This window comes from Agrobacterium vitis (assembly GCF_037039395.1).
Taxonomy (GTDB): domain Bacteria; phylum Pseudomonadota; class Alphaproteobacteria; order Rhizobiales; family Rhizobiaceae; genus Allorhizobium; species Allorhizobium vitis_E.
The window spans coordinates 3,524,252-3,541,092 of sequence record NZ_CP146242.1 but is presented as its reverse complement, the minus strand read 5'-3'; the positions used below and the strand labels follow the sequence as shown (position 1 = coordinate 3,541,092).

Sequence of the window (16,841 nt, the reverse complement as noted above, 5' to 3'; positions counted from 1 at the left end):
AGGGCTGGCCGATTTGCCAGCAAACGCTGAAAAAAGGCAAGACCATGAACATCACTCGCTCGCTGACCAACTGGCGCAAATATCGTCAGACCATTTCTGAACTGGGCCGCATGTCGGACCGCGAATTGCACGACCTCGGCATTGGCCGTGACGACATCCGTCGCGTTGCCCGCCACGCCGTCAAGGCTGGCTGATCTACTGCATAATTCTTTAAACCGGAATCGGTTTAAAGAGAAAATTATGCAGCAGATATAAGGAGCTACAGCGAACCTTTGTGCGACATATATGGCGCACGGCGCTGTAGCGCTCAAGTGATCGCTTGAATTTACATTTGAAGCGCCGAACATTCCCTTCCGGGTGTCCGGCGCTTTATTGTTTTATAATGCTGCGAGACATGATTTTCCGTCACGAGGAACTGGATCGGTAAACATACCGGCGACCTTCATCACGTCAATTGCGCTCCCGCCTCAGCTTTGCCCACCAGTCCAGCCGCTTGCGGATATCCCGTTCGAAACCGCGTTCCGGCGGATCGTAAAAGGTCTGGCGGCCCATTTTTTCCGGGAAATAATCCTGCCCGGAAAACGCATCGGGCTCGTCATGGTCATAGCGATAGCCGTCCCCATAGCCCTCGCCTTTCATCAGCTTGGTTGGGGCGTTGAGAATATGCTTGGGCGGCAGCAGCGAACCATTTTCCTTGGCGGCGCGCATGGCTGATTTATAGGCGGTATAAACCGCGTTGGATTTCGGCGCGGTGGCGAGATAGACGCAGGCCTGCGCCAGAGCCAGCTCCCCCTCCGGTGAGCCGAGATAATCATAGGCATCCTTGGCGGCGTTGCAGACCACCAGCGCCTGCGGATCGGCGAGACCGATATCCTCCACAGCCATTCGGACGAGCCTTCGACCGAGATAAAGCGGGTCTTCGCCTGCATCGAACATCCGGCAGAGATAATAGAGCGCCGCATCCGGGTCTGAGCCGCGCACCGATTTATGCAGCGCCGAGATCAGATTATAGTGGCCGTCCTGCCCCTTGTCATAGACCGGGGCACGCCGCTGCACGATCCGTGTCAGCCCCTCGGTATCGAAAACCTCTCCCTGGCGCGCTGCCCGCCAGACTTCCTCGGCCAGCGTCAGGGCCGCACGACCATCGCCATCCGCCATGCGGATCAGGCTGGTACGAGCAGCCTCATCCAGCGGCAAGGGTTTTTCCTCGGTCGCTTCGGCCCGTTTTAGCAGCGTCTCAATACTCTCCTCGTCATGCGGCTTGAAGGTGAGCACGCGGGCACGCGACAAAAGCGCGGCATTCAGCTCGAAAGACGGGTTCTCAGTAGTGGCACCGACCAGAATGACAGTGCCATCCTCCATGACCGGCAGGAAGCTATCCTGCTGCGCCCGGTTGAAACGATGGATCTCATCCACGAACAGCAATGTCTGGCGACCGGACATCCGCCGTGCGCGGGCGCCCTCAAACACCCTTTTCAGATCCGCCACGCCGGAAAAAATCGCCGAAATCTGCTCGAAGGCCAGATCGGCCTCCCCCGACAGCAGCCGGGCAACGGTGGTCTTGCCGGTGCCGGGCGGCCCCCAGAAGATCATCGACCCCAGAGAGCCAGACGCAATCATCCGGGCCAGAACACCGTCCGGCCCGGTCAGATGATCCTGCCCCGTCACATCGGAGAGCGTTTTCGGCCGCAGCCGATCCGCCAGCGGCCTGCGGGCCGCCATGTCCTCATCCAGTTTCGGGGCAAACAGATCACTCATCGAAACATCTGCCGAATCCGCTGGCCGTTGCGATCGATCTCGATCCGCCAATAGGCAGGCGAGCTTTTGGCAATCTGCACCATGTCCCGCGACGAGGTGACCTCGGTACCGTTGATGGAGACGATGATATCGCCGGGCTGGAAGCCAAGCCGCTGGGCAACCGAGCCATCGGCGACAGCCGTAATGGCCACGCCAGTCGTCTGCGTGTTCAATTTCAATTCATAGGCAAGACGCGGCGATAGATTGCCGACCGTCGCCCCTTCAAACGGGCTGTTGTTCTTGATTACCTGCTCGTCGCGCGGGCGGGTTTCCGGCGCACCGGCCAGCGTCAAGGTAATGTCCTTCGGCTTGCCGTTGTCGATCACGTTCAAGGTGACCGATTTGCCAAGCCCTATCGTCGTCAGGCGATAGTTCAGGGCATCGGGATGCTCGACGATAACCCCATCCACCGCCGTAATCACCTGCCCCGCCTTGATCCCGGCCTTATCCGCCGGACCGCCTTCCACCGTCTTCGTCACAAGCGCACCCAAAACCTGCTTCAAGCCCAGTGCATCGGCAACATCTGACGTGACGGGCTCGAATGTGGCGCCAACGTAAGGCCGCTCGAACGAAGCCGCACCCTTGTCAGCCGCCTCCAGGAACACCTTGACCAGATTGGCTGGAATGGCAAAACCAACACCGTTAGACCCACCGCCCTTGGAAAAGATCGCGGTATTCAGCCCGATAAGCTCGCCATTCATATTCATCAGCGCGCCACCGGAATTACCGGGATTGATCGATGCATCGGTCTGGATGAAGAAGCCGAAATCGCCTTCCGATACCTGATTGCGTGCCAGGCCGGAGACAATGCCGCTGGTCACCGTCTGGCCGACACCGAAGGGATTGCCGATTGCCAGCACCAGATCGCCAACCTCGATCTTATCCGAGTCGGCGATTTTCAGCGTCGGCAGGCTTTCCTTGGCGTCGATTTTCAGGACGGCCAGATCCAACCGTTCATCCTTCAAGACCACTTTCACCGGATATTCCCGGCCATCGGACAGCGCCACCTTGATATCGTCTGCCCCTGCGATGACATGAAAATTGGTCATTACCGTGCCGTTCGACTCAACAATCACCCCGGAGCCCAGCGAGGTCTGGCGTTCCGTGCGGTTGGGAAACCGCTGGCCGAAAAACTGCTGAAAAAACGGATCGCCAGCGAAAGGATTGACGCGGCTCTGGACAATCCGCTCGGCATAAACATTGACGACAGCCCCATGGGTCTGCTTGACCAGAGGGGCAAAGGACATTTGCATATCCGCGCGGCTTTGGGGCAGGCTTTTCGCGTCCTGCGCCAGCCCCGGTGAACCGGCCAGACATGCAAGGACGATGACGGCGGGAGACATCGATTTCAGGCCACGCATACGGGTTTCCTCTTCATTCTCCCAAAACTTGACGGTCAAGTCTTATGGGAGGTCTTGGCAAAGCAAAATAGGCTCTTGGGTGAAAATTGTGGCAAAGCATCGTCATTTCAAGCAGCGACGGTTCAGCGCAACGACAATAATGAAAACCGAGATGATCCACCCCACCAAAGCGGGGAACATTTGCTGGTGAAGCGCATTCTTGATAGCCTTGACTGCGAAAAGCCTGCCGCGTCAAATGACGGGAAAGCCATGATCATGAAAACCGCATCTGCCACCGCCTCGATTTTGTTTCTCAGCACCCTGGTGATTGCAGGCATGATGCCCCGCCACAGCGAGGCCGCGAGCTTCGATTGCACCAAGACCGATCTGAAGGCCGATGAAAAAGCGATTTGCGACAATCGTGCTCTGAACGACCTCGACGTGAAGATGGTCACCACATTCGAGCTGATTTCCGGCCTGCTGCCAATGGGCAATCGAGGCGAATTGCAGGACCAGCAGACAGTCTGGCTGAAAACCCGCCAGTCCTGCAATGCCGACAATGACTGCATTGCCAAGGCCTATGATGCTCGGTTGAAGGCATTGAAGAGCGTTTACGACAAGATTGAACGGCCGCTTTAAGTTTCTTTGCTCGCTGGCAAGAACCGGGTGGTTTCAGTCCACCGTCCAGGCAAGAGTTTGGCACATTCACGTCAAACAGGAGCCAGACAATGCAGACCATCCGCTTTGCCCCCATGCCGTCCACCCTTGCCGAAGCCTACCGCAACGGTGCGCCGGATGCTTATGGCTGTGCGCCGGAGCGCCGCATCTCGCCCGGTGGCAGTTATCAATGCCGCCATTGCCTGGCGTCAATTGCCGAAGGTGAGCCTTATCTGACCCTGGCCTATCGGCCTTTCCCGCATCTACAGCCCTATGCCGAAACAGGACCGATCTTTCTTCACGCCGAGGAATGCGCGGCTTACGATGATGGCGATACCTTGCCGCCCATCTTCGAAAGCCCTGATTATATTGTGCGTGGTTATGGCCATGATGACAGGATCGTCTATGGCACCGGGGCCGTTACCGAGACATCCCGAATTGCGGCGCGCGCGCAAGAGCTTCTCCACGACGAAAAAATCGCCTATGTGCATGTCCGGTCGGCTCGCAACAACTGCTTTCAATGCAGGATCGAGCGGACCCCGGTGGGCGAAGACCTGTCGGAGGGATTGGAAACCGTCTAGGCACTGCAAGGAGACATGTCTTGAAAATTGGCGTCATCAATACCGGCGGCACGATCAGCTGCGTCGGCAATCCACTGGCTCCGATGACCAGCACGCAATTCAAGGCAGCCTGCCAGTCCCATCTCGACCCGATTCTCAAGCAGAAATTTGCCGATCTGGTGCTGGACTATGTGACCGACCTCGCTTTTCCCGAAAGCGAAAGCGGCATGTTGGACAGCACCAATCTGCAACCCTCCGACTGGTGCCTGATTGCCCGCCATATTCTGGAGCGCTACGACACGGTGGACGGCTGGATCGTGCTGCATGGCACCGATACGATGGATTACAGCGGCACGGCACTGGCCATGCTGCTGGCGCGCCTCAGTGCCGATGGCACCGTGCTGGCGCAACTCAGCAAGCCGGTGATCCTCACCGGCTCGCAGGTGCCGCTGTTTCACTCCCCAACGCCGGGGGTGATTTCCGGCATGACGTTCAATAGTGACGCCTTTCAAAATGTGTGTGGGGCGGTCGCGGCCGCCCAGACGGGCCTTGCCGGTGTCAGTGTGTTTTTCGATAGCCAGTTGATGCGCGCCTCACGTGTGGTGAAAGCCGATGCCAGCCAGTTTCGCGGCTTTTCCAGTCCGAATTTACCGGTTGTCGGCCAGTATGGCATCACCCTCGGCCTCAATGCCGACCTTACCCCGCCGCCGCCCGTATCATCATCCGTCAGCCTGGATGATGAAGCCGCAAGGGCCGAAACCCTGGCCCAATTGCAGGCCATCACCTCCAACATAAACAAGGCCCCAGTCATCACTCTCGGGGCCTTTCCCGCCTGGTACGATGCCGCCCAAGGTAAGGCGCTGCTGGCCGATATGATCCGCGCCTGCGTGACCCAGGGCATTGGCGGACTGGTGCTGCAAGCCTATGGCGCGGGCAATTTCCCAAGCGGCAATGCCCGGCAGCCGGACCAAGGCGCTATCTACAAGGCCTTGGATGAGGCCAACCGGGCCGGCGTGGTGATTGTCGATAATACCCAGGTTCTCCAAGGTGCTGTGGATTATAATACCTATGCCGCAGGGGCCTGGCTGCCCGCCATAGGCGCGTTGAACCCGGTGGATATGACCGTCATGGCCTCCCTCGCCAAGCTGACCGTGCTTCTGGCGGCCCGCGATGCAAATGGTTGGTCACTGGACGATGTCAAATATCTGATGCAGATCCCGCTGGTTGGCGAGATGACCGATATTTCCCGGCTGGACAGCCGCAGCAACGCTGTGCTGCTGCCCGGCCAATCGCTAACCACGTTCAATGGTAGCGCCAGCCTGCTGAACGACCCGGTGCTCGGTCCGCAAGTGCGCGATAGTTCAGGCAAGACGCTTTGGTCGATGCTGGGGTCAATGCTGAACGAAAATGAAAAAGCCGCCCTACCCGGCCGATTGCAGATGCGAGACGATGGAAATCTGGTTTTCTATAACCGCAACAATCAGCCGCTGTGGCAGAGCAAGACCGGTGGCGAGCAAGGTGCCTCGTCGCAATTGCGACTTGGGCAGCCAGATGAAAACACGGTGTGTTTAAGCGTTTATGATTACAACCACCGCCAACCGCTCTGGAGCAAGAGTTTTTTGCTCACACCCGACCAGTAGGAAGGTCCGAAGATGTGATCCACATCCTCGCCAAAAAATTGGAATGCGAGCTGCAATTTTCAATAGCCGTTCGTATGACGTGGCGGGCAGCTTCGGTCTGCTCGGTGTAAGCTGAAATTTTAACGAGATCTTTTACCGTATTTACAACGGTCGCTTCTAAAATCCGGAAAGGAACCGAGAAAAAAGACTTTCACAATGCAAAACAACCTAAAAATGGACATTCGCACAGCCCCCCGAAGCCGCTGCCGCATGGATAGTGCTGTGCGCTATATGCGCCAGGTTGCCGATTGCCGGATCATCGACATTTCACGCTCAGGCTTGGCACTTGAACTCTACACTGCCTTCCACGCAGCGGCTGGCAGCACCGTCCTCATCGAAAATGAGGAAATTGGTCTACTGGAGGGCATGGTCCGCTGGAACCGGGGCGGACGGCTGGGCATTCAATTTCGTCAGAACAGCAATTCCATTGCGAAGGTCGCCGCTTACTTTCGCAACTTCCACCAGGAAGTGCGGCCCGTCCTGAAACGATAGGTTTGATCGCCGGAGGGAGTGCCATCCGTCAATGTCTGGCGCGCATGGTATTTCAGTTTAGCATCATCAACCTGTCATGATATGAAGGCAACTGGTTTGCGATGCTTACGCATCGACGATGACATTTGCCAGGAGCCTTCCCATGTCGCCACTCGCTCACGTGCGCCCTACCGACCTGCACCCCATTACGCGTCGCTCGCTGCTGAGTGGCTTTGCCGCCGCCAGCGCCCTCGTCGTGCTCCATCCGTTTGCCGCCCGCGCGGCAGCCAACCAGGCGCATCTGCGGCTGATGGAAACCACCGATATCCATGTCAACCTGATGCCCTATGACTATTATGCCGACAAGCCCAATGACACGATGGGTCTGGCGCGCACAGCGACGCTGATCGATGCTATTCGCGCCGAAGCCGGAAACTCCATGCTGATCGACAATGGCGACCTGCTGCAGGGCAGCCCGATGGGCGACTACATGGCCTATAAGAAAGGCATCAAGGCTGGCGACCAGCATCCCGTCATGAAGGCGATGAACACGCTGGGCTACGATTGCGGTACGCTTGGCAATCATGAATTCAATTACGGCCTCGACTTCATGTTCAACACGCTGGCGGCGGCGAAATATCCCATCGTCTGCGCCAACCTGACCAAGGGCCAGCTGGCCGCCGATCCAAAAAGCGACGCACTATTCTTCAAGCCCTTCACCATCATCGAAAAGACCATCAAGGATGGCGCGGGCACCGAGAGCGTCGTCAAGGTCGGCTTTATCGGCTTCGTGCCGCCGCAGATCATGCTGTGGGACGCCAAGAACCTGGAAGGCAAGGCCCAGACCCGCGATATCGTCGAGGCCGCCCGCGCCTGGGTGCCTGTAATGAAGGAGCAAGGCGCCGACATCATCATCGCGCTCTCCCATTCCGGCATCGATGGCAGCGGTCAGACCGATAAAATGGAAAATGCCTCGCTCTATCTGGCTGGTGTCGAAGGCATCGATGCGATCTTTACCGGCCATCAGCATCTGGTCTTTCCCGGACCGAAAACCTGGGACGGCATCAAGGGTGCCGATCCGGTCAAAGGCACATTGATGGGCAAACCAGCGGTGATGGCCGGTTTCTGGGGCTCGCATATGGGCCTGATCGACCTTCTGTTGGAAAAGGACGGCAAGAGCTGGAAAATCGTTGATTTTACCGCCGAAGCCCGGCCGATCTATCACCGCGACGACGCCAAGAAGATCATCGCCGATGTCAAGGACAAGCCGGAAGTAGCCGCCGCAATCAAGGCTGAGCACGAGGCGACCCTCACTTACGTGCGCACCCCTGTTGGCAAGACCTCTGCACCGCTTTACTCCTATTTTGCCCTGGTGGCCGACGACCCCTCGGTGCAGATCGTGTCCAATGCCCAGACCTGGTATATCAAGGACATGCTGAAGGAGACGAAGTACAAGGATTACCCGGTACTTTCAGCCGCAGCGCCGTTCAAGGCTGGCGGCCGTGGTGGCGCCGATTATTATACCGATGTTCCCGCAGGCGATATCGCCATCAAGAATGTCTCGGACCTCTATCTCTATCCGAATACCGTGCAGGCGGTGCTGATAACAGGCGCGCAAGTCAAGAACTGGCTGGAAATGTCGGCTGGCATGTTCAACCAGATCAAGCCCGGATCGAAGGATGCAGCCCTGCTCAATCTCGACTTCCCATCCTACAATTACGATGTGATCGACGGCGTCACCTACGAGATCGACCTGTCGCAGCCAGCGAAATATGACAAGGATGGCAAGCCGGTCAATCCGGAGGCAAGCCGGATCAAGAACCTGAGCTTTAACGGCAAGCCGATCGATCCCGCCCAGCAATTTGTGGTCGTCACCAACAATTATCGCGCCGGTGGTGGTGGCAAATTCCCTGAGATCGCCTCCGACAAGGTGATTTTCGTCGGCCCGGATACCAATCGCGATGTCATCGTCCGCTATATCGTCGCGCAGGGCACCATCAACCCCTCCGCCGATGGCAATTGGCGCTTTGCCGCAATCCCCGACACGACGGCGAGCTTCCAGACAGGCCCCAAGGGTCGCGCGTTCGCCGCTGAGGTCAAGGGCGCGAAGATCGAGGATGCCGGTGACGGCGCGGACGGTTTTGCCAATTACCGGCTGATTCTGTAAAACCACGTTCCACCTGAAACGCAAAACGCCCGGACCAAATCCGGGCGTTTTTTATGCGTTACGATAGAAGCAAGTGACGGATATCAGGCGCTGCGATCCTTCGCGCCATCGGCAAACAGCGAAGGTCCGTTCTGGTCGATGATCTGACGGGCCTTGCGGAAGGTGCAGTCCAGCGCATCTTCCTTTGATGTAAACATATCGGCGCGAATGAAGCTGCGGGTCAGCGTCTCGCCATTGACGTCCTTTTCGATCCGCCCGGCCAAACGCAACTGGCTGCCTTCCTTGATCGGCTCGGCATAGATCCGGCAATCGCCATGCAATTGCGGCTCGGCGGAAACGGACTGCTTCGTCTCATCTGATGATGACGAACCCGAAAACGCCGAAAAGATCTTCGAAAGAAAGGATGCCATTGCAACTGCCCTCTGCCTGCCAACAAATGTCATAGCCCAGGGACGCTCCCGCATCCTGGCCAAGACCAATGTCGTTTGTCGGCAAGCATGATCATAAAATCAAGCGATTTTGCTCAGAACCCGCGATAAAACGCCGATATCAGGCGACCGCATCCTCGGCAGGCATGGATTTCACTGCGGTTTCGTTGGTCATCACACGACGATTGCGCAGGAAAAACTGAAAGCTGGTTGGCGCCCGCATCAGATAACCGGGATAGGCGGCAACCAGCCGCATCAGAACCTTGAAATCCGGCAGGTAGCCCTTGGCCAGACCACGCAACAAGGCATAGGTATAGGCGCCTTCATAGAGCTTCTGGCGGAACAGAACAGTCTCCGGATCGGCAAGCAGGATAACAGGCGTATCCTTGAGATAATTATATTGAAGGGCCAGACAGCCCTGGATTGCCACGGATTTCGGGCTGTCCCAGGACACGTTGGACCAGTAGAGATTGACGCCTTCCAGGCAGCTGACATTGATCTTTGGATCGATCACCGTGTCGTTGAACAGGCAAAGTTCGATCCAGAAAACATGATCCTCGCCGGCACTGCGCAGCGCGCCATTGAAACGCAAACCGGCATTTTTCTCGAATCGGTAAACGACGGTCGATGTCTGCGGTGGGCATTCGCGGATCATCACTTCCGCCAGCTGGCCCTTGCGGAACGCATGGTAATTGTCACCGCAGATCAGGTCTTCATCGGAAGCAAGTGCGCGGCGCGTGCCGGGAAGACTGATGAAATAGTCAGCATAATACTTGCCGCGAACATGGTTGCAGAAGAAGAAATCGCCAAACACAAGCCCGTCCAGGGCGCGCTGAATGTGGTCGTCATGCCAGACGTCGTCGGAATCGAGAAAGGCCACATAGTTGACGGGATCGGCTTCAAGATAATCCAGCGCCATATTGCGCGCTTCGCCTGGTCCACCATTGTCTTTTTCAAGCAGAACGATGCGCAGATTGGCACCGGCCTCGAAATCAGCAAGTTCCTCTTTGGCGGAAATTGGCGAGCTATCGTCAACGATAACAACGCTTATCTCAACGTCACTGTCTAATTTCTGCGATTTAATCGATTCCAGAGCCCGGGATAAAATTCCCTTCTCTTTCTGGAAAAAGGGAATCACGACAGCAACCGATACACTCATCATACACCTCACGTTGCTTCAACGACCCCCTCTGCCACGCACGGATTTCAAGCCATACGCAGCCAAGATCTGTTCAGACACCATCACTGATGCCGCAGCGTTCACGGAAAAAGCATTAATACAAAATTAAGCCTACACAACATTAGCCGAGCCAGCAACATCTAGAAACGTCATTTATTGGGTCTATTTTTTTAAGAATCACGGGAACTAAATCAGAATTACCATTATGCTACATATGTATTTTTGCAATTTTCCCGAATTGGGACAGCACTGTTCAAGCAGTAGAATTTAGAAAAACTATTCGAAATCAACATTTTGGAAGATTGGTGTACATCTACCCCTTTATTACGGGGGATATTTTACAAACCATAAGTGGATTTATTCTACGCAATGCAACCATCTATGATTGCATGCTTGAATGCAAAAAACGGAACTTATGGTAAATTTCCTGATAGCGTCGGCTTATGATCCATATCGAGACATGGATTGAGGGGTTGGCAGTGGTGTTTCGCGCCCTGCTCTCCCTGCATTCGCTCCAGTAGAGCGCGTCAGCAACGTCGTTCGCCTATACCTGCCAAGGTGAAATCGTATTTTTCACTATCTGCTGCCGGATTGCTTAAAGCAGTTCCAACTTCGGGATTGATGGGTTAGCAGATAGAACTGATATTGCCGATGCTGGAAACCAGACCATGACAAAAACTGCCGTTCAAGATGCCGTTCATGCCCTTCGCGACCTGTTCCCCGCGACACCTCTGCAATTGAGCGAGCACTTGAGCACGTTGTTCAATGCCAATATTTATCTCAAACGCGAAGACCTGACGCCGGTGCGCTCCTACAAGGTGCGCGGCGCCTATAACTTCTTCCGCAAGGTTATTGCCCGGGGACAGACCGACAAGATCTTCGTCTGCGCCTCAGCCGGCAATCATGCGCAAGGGTTCGCCTTTGCCTGCCGTCATTTCGGCGTGCATGGCGTGGTGTTCATGCCGGTGACCACGCCGCAACAGAAGATCGACAAGACCCGCAAGTTCGGTGCCGAGTTCATCACCATCCGGCTGGTCGGCGATATCTTCGACCAATGCTACAAGGCAGCCCGCGACTATGTGGAAGAAGCCGGCGGCCTGATGGTGCCGCCTTTCGACCACGCCGATATCATAGAAGGCCAGGCAACCGTTGCTGCCGAAATTCTGGAGCAACTACCGGAAGAGGTCACGCCCGATCTGGTGATCATGCCCGTCGGCGGTGGCGGCTTGAGTGCGGGCATGACGGGCTATCTGGCAGAAGACCTGCCACCTTCCGCCTTTCTGTTTGCCGAGCCGGTCGGCGCGCCAAGCCTCAAACGCTCTTTGGAAGCGGGTGAAGTCATCACCTTGCCCAAGGTCGATAATTTTGTCGACGGCGCCGCCGTGGCACGGATCGGCGATGCCAATTTTGCAGCCCTGAAACACTTCCCGCCCGCTCAGGTCATGCTGGTGCCGGAAAATGCGATTTGCGGGACAATCATCGACATGCTGAATGTCGAAGGCGTGGTGCTGGAGCCGGCGGGTGCCTTGGCGATTGCTGCCCTCGGCCTGCTGGGGCGTCCATACATTGAGGGCAAGACCGTGGTTCTCGTCGTCTCCGGCGGCAATTTCGATTTCGAGCGCCTGCCCGACGTGAAAGAGCGCGCCATGCGCTATGCCGGCTTGAAGAAATATTTCATCCTGCGCCTGCCGCAGCGGCCCGGCGCGTTGCGCGATTTTCTCAACCTGCTCGGCCCGGAAGACGATATCGCCCGCTTCGAATATCTGAAGAAATCAGCCCGCAATTTCGGCTCGATCCTGATCGGCATTGAAACGACGGATGCCTCGAATTTTTCCGGCCTGTTTCAACGCTTCGATGAAAATGGTCTCGGCTTCGAGGACATCACCGAAAACGAAATCCTGGCCAATCTGATCATCTGACGGTGTTTAAAATTGCACCGCTGCCTGCTTAAAATTTAATATCCTGCCACATTTGCGGGACGATAATAGCTCATGACAGAACAGTAAATTTTGAAAAACCGCCAAAAAACAAAGGATAAACAGAGAAAACTCCAAATAGCACTCGGCAATTGCCAAGCTGGCATAAGAGTTGCTAGTCTATAGCTAGAGTTGGCAGCTAGGGTTCCGGCGCAAGAAGCGTGACTGGTCCGAGAGCAGCCACCGGCGGGGGAGACATCCCTGTCGGGTGCACGGCGGGATAAAAGCCCGGGAGACCTCGTTAGCCAAGGGATTGGCGGCGTTGGTCTATGCCGATCCCTTTTGAAAAAAGCAAAAGGGGAAATTCATGCGCCTGTTCTCAAAACTTCTCTCTGTTTCCGTACTGTCCGCAGCTATGTCGCTGGCCGGACTTGTCCCAGCCGATGCCGCGCCCAAGAAGGAGTTCAAGGTCGCCTGGTCGATCTATGTCGGCTGGATGCCCTGGGGCTATGCCAGCGACCATGGCATCGTCAAGAAATGGGCCGATAAATACGGCATCAAGATCGATGTCACCCAGTTCAATGATTACGTGGAATCGATGAACCAATATACCGCCGGTGCCTTCGACGCTGTCACGCTGACCAATATGGACGGTCTTTCCATTCCCGCCGCCGGTGGCGTCGACACCACAGCGGTGATCGTCGGCGACTTTTCCAATGGCAATGACGCGGTCATCCTGAAGGGTAAGGACAAGCTTGCCGATATCAAAGGCCAGAACGTCAATCTGGTCGAGTTTTCCGTCTCGCATTATCTATTGGTGCGGGCGCTAGAGAGCTTAAACATGACGGAAAAAGACGTGAAGGTGGTCAACACCTCAGATGCCGATATGGTCGCCGCCTATAAGACCGACGATGTGACCTCGGTCGTCACCTGGAACCCGCTGGTCTCGACCATTCTGGAAGAACCGACGGCGAAGAAAGTGTTCGACAGCTCGCAAATCCCCGGCGAAATCATGGACCTGATGGTCGCCAATACCGAAGTGCTGAAGGACAATCCGGATTTCGGCAAGGCGCTGGCGGGCATCTGGTATGATACGGTCAAGCTGATGATGGCCGACACTGCAGAGGGCAAGGCTGCCCGCGAGGACATGGGCAAGGCTTCCGGCACCGACCTCAAGGGCTTCGACAGCCAATTGGCCGCCACCAAGCTGTTCGACAAGCCAGCGGATGCCAGCGCCTTCACCACCTCACCCGGCCTGCCGAAAACCATGGATCTGGTACGCAATTTCCTGTTCGAAAAAGGCCTGCTGGGCAATGGCGCACCCTCTGCCGACGTGATCGGCATCGAAATGCCTGACGGTAAGGTGCTGGGCGACAAGGCCAATGTGAAGTTCCGCTTCACCACCACCTATATGGACGCCGCCGCCAAAGGCGCGCTCTGAGCAACGCCTGACCTGTGAGCGGGGCGGATATCTTTCCGCCCCACATTCCCCAATAAGTCGGAGCAACAGGATGCGTTGGATCAATCAAAAACCAAGCAATGGTGCGAAACTGGGCCTCGCTGCCCTGCCCTTTGGGCTGGTGTTGGTCGCCTACGCCGCAGGCTCGGCGGCTAGGCTGGCGGAAAACGCCAATGACAAGCTGCTGCCAGGCTTTGCCACCTTTGCCGATGCAATCAACCGCGTGGCCTTTACCGCCGATGCCCGCACCGGCGACTATCTCCTCTGGACCGATACCCTGGCCAGCCTGACACGGCTTTCCTCCGGGCTTGGAATTTCACTGTTGATCGCGCTGACGATCGGCATGGCCATCGGCATGCTGCCCTATCTGCGGGCGCTGCTGTCGCCGTTCGTCGCCGCAATTTCCATGGTGCCGCCGCTGGCGCTGCTGCCCATTCTGTTCATCGCCATGGGCCTGGGCGAGGTGTCTAAAATCACCCTGATCGTCATCGGTGTCGCTCCGATCATGATCCGCGATCTGGCCCTCACCGCCCTTGCCCTGCCGCGCGAACAGATCATCAAGGCGGAAACGCTAGGCGGCTCCTCCTGGCAGGTCGCCATCAGGGTGGTCCTGCCCCAAATCCTGCCGCGCCTGATCACCTGTCTCAGATTGCAGCTTGGCCCGGCCTTCCTGTTTCTGATCGCGGCGGAAGCGATTTCCTCCGATAGCGGTCTTGGCTACCGGATCTTCCTGGTGCGCCGCTACCTTTCCATGGATGTGATCTTTCCTTACGTGTTGTGGATCACGCTGATTGCCGTGCTGGCTGACGTCCTGCTCGACCGGCTGCGCATTGCCCTGTTTCCCTGGTCAAACCTGGAGAAGGGCCAATGAGCGGGCTGAAGATCGACAATATCTGGAAGGAATATGGCGACCAGATCGTGCTGGAGAGCGTCTCGCTAACAGTCGCGTCCCGGGGCTTCGTGGCTCTGGTCGGCCCATCCGGCTGCGGCAAGAGCACGTTTCTGCGCATACTGCTGGGGCAGGAACAGCCGACACGCGGCACCATCCTGCTGGATGGCGAACCGCTGCCGAAGGAGCCGGGGCCGGATCGCGGCGTCGTCTTCCAGCGCTATTCGGTATTTCCGCATCTCACCGTGCTGGGCAACGTGCTGCTGGGTAAGGAATTGCCCGCCTCACCATTGGCTGGCCGCCTGTTCGGTTCCGCCCGGCGCAATGCCGTGGATGAGGCCCGCGCGATGATTGCCGCCGTTGGCCTTGCCGGATCGGAAGCGAAATATCCGGCCCAGCTTTCGGGCGGCATGCAACAGCGGCTGGCCTTGGCGCAGGCGCTGATCATGAAGCCGAAAGTGCTGCTGCTGGACGAGCCCTTCGGGGCGCTCGATCCCGGCATTCGCGCCGAAATCCATATGCTGATGAAAAAGCTCTGGCACGAAAACCCGATGACCGTCGTCATGGTCACCCATGACATGCGCGAAGCCTTTACGCTGGCCAGCCGCGTTGTGGCTTTCGAGCGCCCCCGTGACCGGCCGGAGGAAAAACAGCGCTACGGCGCCACCATCACCAAGGACATTTCCATCTGGCCACCCCGCCAAGCCGGAACCCCTTCCATCTTTCGCCCTGACCGGGACGGCCCGGTCGCATCCATCGGGCTTCACCGGGACGACCCGGCACATCGTCGATAGGAGAACCCATCATGCATATCCGACGCTCTGCCGAAGAGATTGCCGCCAACCGGGCGCGCTATGAGGAACACCAGAAAAACGGCCTGGAATTTTCCCCGAAGGCCCTGCCGGGTAAAAGCCCGTTGCCAGCACCGGACATCGAGGTGGCAGACCTTATCCATAGCGAAACCATTCCCAGCGGCTGGTATTGGTCCACGTCTGTAAAAACCCATGAGACGCTGCGGATTGCCCTGCCCCACGGGTTTTCAACCGTCACGCTGGTCGCCTGGAACGCTGCTGAGCCGTCCGAACGGCTGAACCTGCCTGATACCGTCAAAATGCAATGGACCACTGGGCTTGGCAAAGGCCGGGTGATATTTTCCGACATGGGCAAGGTGATGTTTTCGATCACCGACGACACATGCGGCGCGCATGATTGCCTGATGGGCGGCTCCACCGCTGCCTCCAACGCCCGCAAATATGCCAGCGCCAGCAGCCAAGGCCTGCGCAATACCCGTGACAATTTCCTGATCATGGCGAGCAAGCTCGGCCTCGACAAGCGCGACATTCCAGCAGCCCTTGCCTTGTTTGCTCCCGTGCGGGGCGATGCGGACGGAGGCTTCCACTGGAGGCCGGAACTGCTCAATGCCGGGGATTACATCGAGCTTCGCGCCGAGATGGAGATGATCGTCGGCTTTTCCAATTGCCCGCATCCGCTCGATCCCAATCCGCTCTACCAGCCCAACCCCGTTGTCATTAGCCGGATAAAGGCCCGACAGCCGCAAGCGGACGATCTTTGCCGCACGGCGACAGCCGAAGCGGTACGTGGCTTTGAAAACAATGCATTTGCAGCGCTGTAAGGGAGGAAACCATGTCTGAATTCAACACCACATCTCCCCTTCGCACCCCTGATACCGCTGTGCAGGATCACGTCATTGCGGCGGAAGCGCCATTTTCCACGGTGATCAAGAAGGGCCAGATCCTGCGGATTGAGGACAGCTATGGCCAGCAAGCCATCGACACGCTGTTTTACAATGCTGAGGATTTTTCCGAGCGTTATTCCAATCAGGATACGATGCGCGAACAGGGTGCCGCCTATATTTCCACCGGCACGAAAATCATCTCCAATGAAGGTCGGATCATGCTGACCATGACCGCCGATAGCTGCGGGCGGCATGATACCTCAGCCGGGGCCTGCTCCTGCGAGAGCAACACGGTGCGGTTTGGCCATGGTACCAAATATCTGCATGCCTGCCGCGATAACTTTGTGCTGGAAGTTGCCAAACACGGCATGAGCAAGCGCGATGTGGTCGCCAATATCAACTTCTTCATGAATGTGCCGATTGAGCCGAGCGGCCAGATGACCATTGTCGATGGCATTTCCGCCCCCGGCGATTTTGTCGAGCTGCAAGCCGAAATGGATGTGCTGCTGGTGATTTCCAATTGCCCGCAGATCAACAATCCCTGCAACGGTTTTGATCCGACGCCTGCCCGGGTTCTGGTCTGGGATAGCGAGGCCTGATCG

At 57.1% G+C, this 16,841-nt stretch carries 16 protein-coding genes and 1 riboswitch; of the genes, 12 read left to right on the top strand and 4 right to left on the bottom strand.

Going from position 1 to position 16,841, the window contains the following annotated elements:
• Nucleotides 1-44 precede the first annotated feature (44 nt).
• Nucleotides 45-194 carry a DUF1127 domain-containing protein gene (locus V6582_RS18905; protein WP_070164863.1) on the top strand — a complete coding sequence of 50 codons (150 nt, stop codon included), beginning with the start codon at nucleotides 45-47 and terminating at the stop codon, nucleotides 192-194.
• Nucleotides 195-450: 256 nt separating this feature from the next.
• Here the strand turns inward: V6582_RS18905 and V6582_RS18900 are convergent, their stop codons facing one another.
• Nucleotides 451-1,758 carry a replication-associated recombination protein A gene (locus V6582_RS18900; RefSeq protein ID WP_156630650.1) on the bottom strand — a complete coding sequence of 436 codons (1,308 nt, stop codon included), beginning with the start codon at nucleotides 1,756-1,758 and terminating at the stop codon, nucleotides 451-453.
• On the bottom strand, nucleotides 1,755-3,158 hold the full coding sequence (locus V6582_RS18895; RefSeq protein WP_156630649.1) for a DegQ family serine endoprotease: 1,404 nt from the start codon (nucleotides 3,156-3,158) through the stop codon (nucleotides 1,755-1,757). Before V6582_RS18895 ends, V6582_RS18900 begins: the two co-directional genes overlap by 4 nt.
• A 255-nt stretch (nucleotides 3,159-3,413) precedes the next feature.
• Here V6582_RS18895 and V6582_RS18890 point away from each other — a divergent pair, with 255 nt between their 5' ends.
• The 5 genes from V6582_RS18890 (at nucleotide 3,414) to V6582_RS18870 (ending at nucleotide 8,671) form a co-directional block, all read left to right on the top strand.
• Nucleotides 3,414-3,776, top strand: coding sequence for a lysozyme inhibitor LprI family protein (locus tag V6582_RS18890; protein ID WP_156630648.1), 363 nt, complete (start codon nucleotides 3,414-3,416; stop codon nucleotides 3,774-3,776).
• An 89-nt stretch (nucleotides 3,777-3,865) separates the two neighbouring features.
• On the top strand, nucleotides 3,866-4,375 hold the full coding sequence (locus V6582_RS18885; protein WP_156630647.1) for a DUF1203 domain-containing protein: 510 nt from the start codon (nucleotides 3,866-3,868) through the stop codon (nucleotides 4,373-4,375).
• Nucleotides 4,376-4,395: 20 nt separating this feature from the next.
• Nucleotides 4,396-5,994, top strand: coding sequence for an asparaginase domain-containing protein (locus tag V6582_RS18880; RefSeq protein WP_197434284.1), 1,599 nt, complete (start codon nucleotides 4,396-4,398; stop codon nucleotides 5,992-5,994).
• A 195-nt stretch (nucleotides 5,995-6,189) separates the two neighbouring features.
• On the top strand, nucleotides 6,190-6,525 hold the full coding sequence (locus V6582_RS18875) for a PilZ domain-containing protein (RefSeq protein WP_015916201.1): 336 nt from the start codon (nucleotides 6,190-6,192) through the stop codon (nucleotides 6,523-6,525).
• Nucleotides 6,526-6,667: 142 nt separating this feature from the next.
• Entirely contained in the window at nucleotides 6,668-8,671 is a 2,004-nt protein-coding gene (locus V6582_RS18870; protein WP_156630645.1) for a bifunctional 2',3'-cyclic-nucleotide 2'-phosphodiesterase/3'-nucleotidase, read from the top strand.
• An 83-nt stretch (nucleotides 8,672-8,754) separates the two neighbouring features.
• Here V6582_RS18870 and V6582_RS18865 read toward each other — a convergent pair whose 3' ends face one another.
• Both V6582_RS18865 and V6582_RS18860 read right to left on the bottom strand, forming a co-directional pair.
• Nucleotides 8,755-9,081: an HlyU family transcriptional regulator gene (locus tag V6582_RS18865; protein WP_060717018.1), complete on the bottom strand. Its 327-nt coding sequence runs from the start codon at nucleotides 9,079-9,081 to the stop codon at nucleotides 8,755-8,757.
• A gap of 139 nt (nucleotides 9,082-9,220) precedes the next feature.
• Nucleotides 9,221-10,258 (bottom strand): glycosyltransferase family A protein, encoded by a 1,038-nt coding sequence (locus tag V6582_RS18860; protein ID WP_197434283.1) that lies wholly within the window; start codon nucleotides 10,256-10,258, stop codon nucleotides 9,221-9,223.
• Between the two features lie 689 nt (nucleotides 10,259-10,947).
• On the opposite strand from V6582_RS18860, the gene ilvA reads away from it, so the two are divergent.
• The 6 genes from ilvA to V6582_RS18830 all read left to right on the top strand — a co-directional run bounded on the left by ilvA (nucleotide 10,948) and on the right by V6582_RS18830 (nucleotide 16,838).
• Entirely contained in the window at nucleotides 10,948-12,198 is a 1,251-nt protein-coding gene (ilvA, locus tag V6582_RS18855) for a threonine ammonia-lyase (protein WP_156630643.1), read from the top strand.
• 185 nt (nucleotides 12,199-12,383) lie between these two features.
• Nucleotides 12,384-12,492, top strand: a riboswitch (guanidine-I (ykkC/yxkD leader).
• 70 nt (nucleotides 12,493-12,562) lie between these two features.
• Nucleotides 12,563-13,636 carry a putative urea ABC transporter substrate-binding protein gene (locus V6582_RS18850; protein ID WP_156630642.1) on the top strand — a complete coding sequence of 358 codons (1,074 nt, stop codon included), beginning with the start codon at nucleotides 12,563-12,565 and terminating at the stop codon, nucleotides 13,634-13,636.
• A gap of 70 nt (nucleotides 13,637-13,706) precedes the next feature.
• The gene (locus V6582_RS18845) at nucleotides 13,707-14,525 is read left to right on the top strand and encodes an ABC transporter permease (RefSeq protein WP_156630641.1); all 819 of its coding nucleotides are present in this window, start codon (nucleotides 13,707-13,709) and stop codon (nucleotides 14,523-14,525) included.
• A complete protein-coding gene (locus tag V6582_RS18840) occupies nucleotides 14,522-15,337 on the top strand; it encodes an ABC transporter ATP-binding protein (protein WP_156630640.1) in 816 nt (271 codons plus the stop codon). Before V6582_RS18845 ends, V6582_RS18840 begins: the two co-directional genes overlap by 4 nt.
• Nucleotides 15,338-15,345: 8 nt before the next feature.
• Nucleotides 15,346-16,176 (top strand): urea amidolyase associated protein UAAP1, encoded by an 831-nt coding sequence (locus tag V6582_RS18835; protein ID WP_337739180.1) that lies wholly within the window; start codon nucleotides 15,346-15,348, stop codon nucleotides 16,174-16,176.
• 11 nt (nucleotides 16,177-16,187) lie between these two features.
• Nucleotides 16,188-16,838, top strand: a complete 651-nt coding sequence (locus V6582_RS18830) for an urea amidolyase associated protein UAAP2 (protein WP_156630638.1) — start codon at nucleotides 16,188-16,190, stop codon at nucleotides 16,836-16,838.
• Nucleotides 16,839-16,841: the final 3 nt, after the last annotated feature.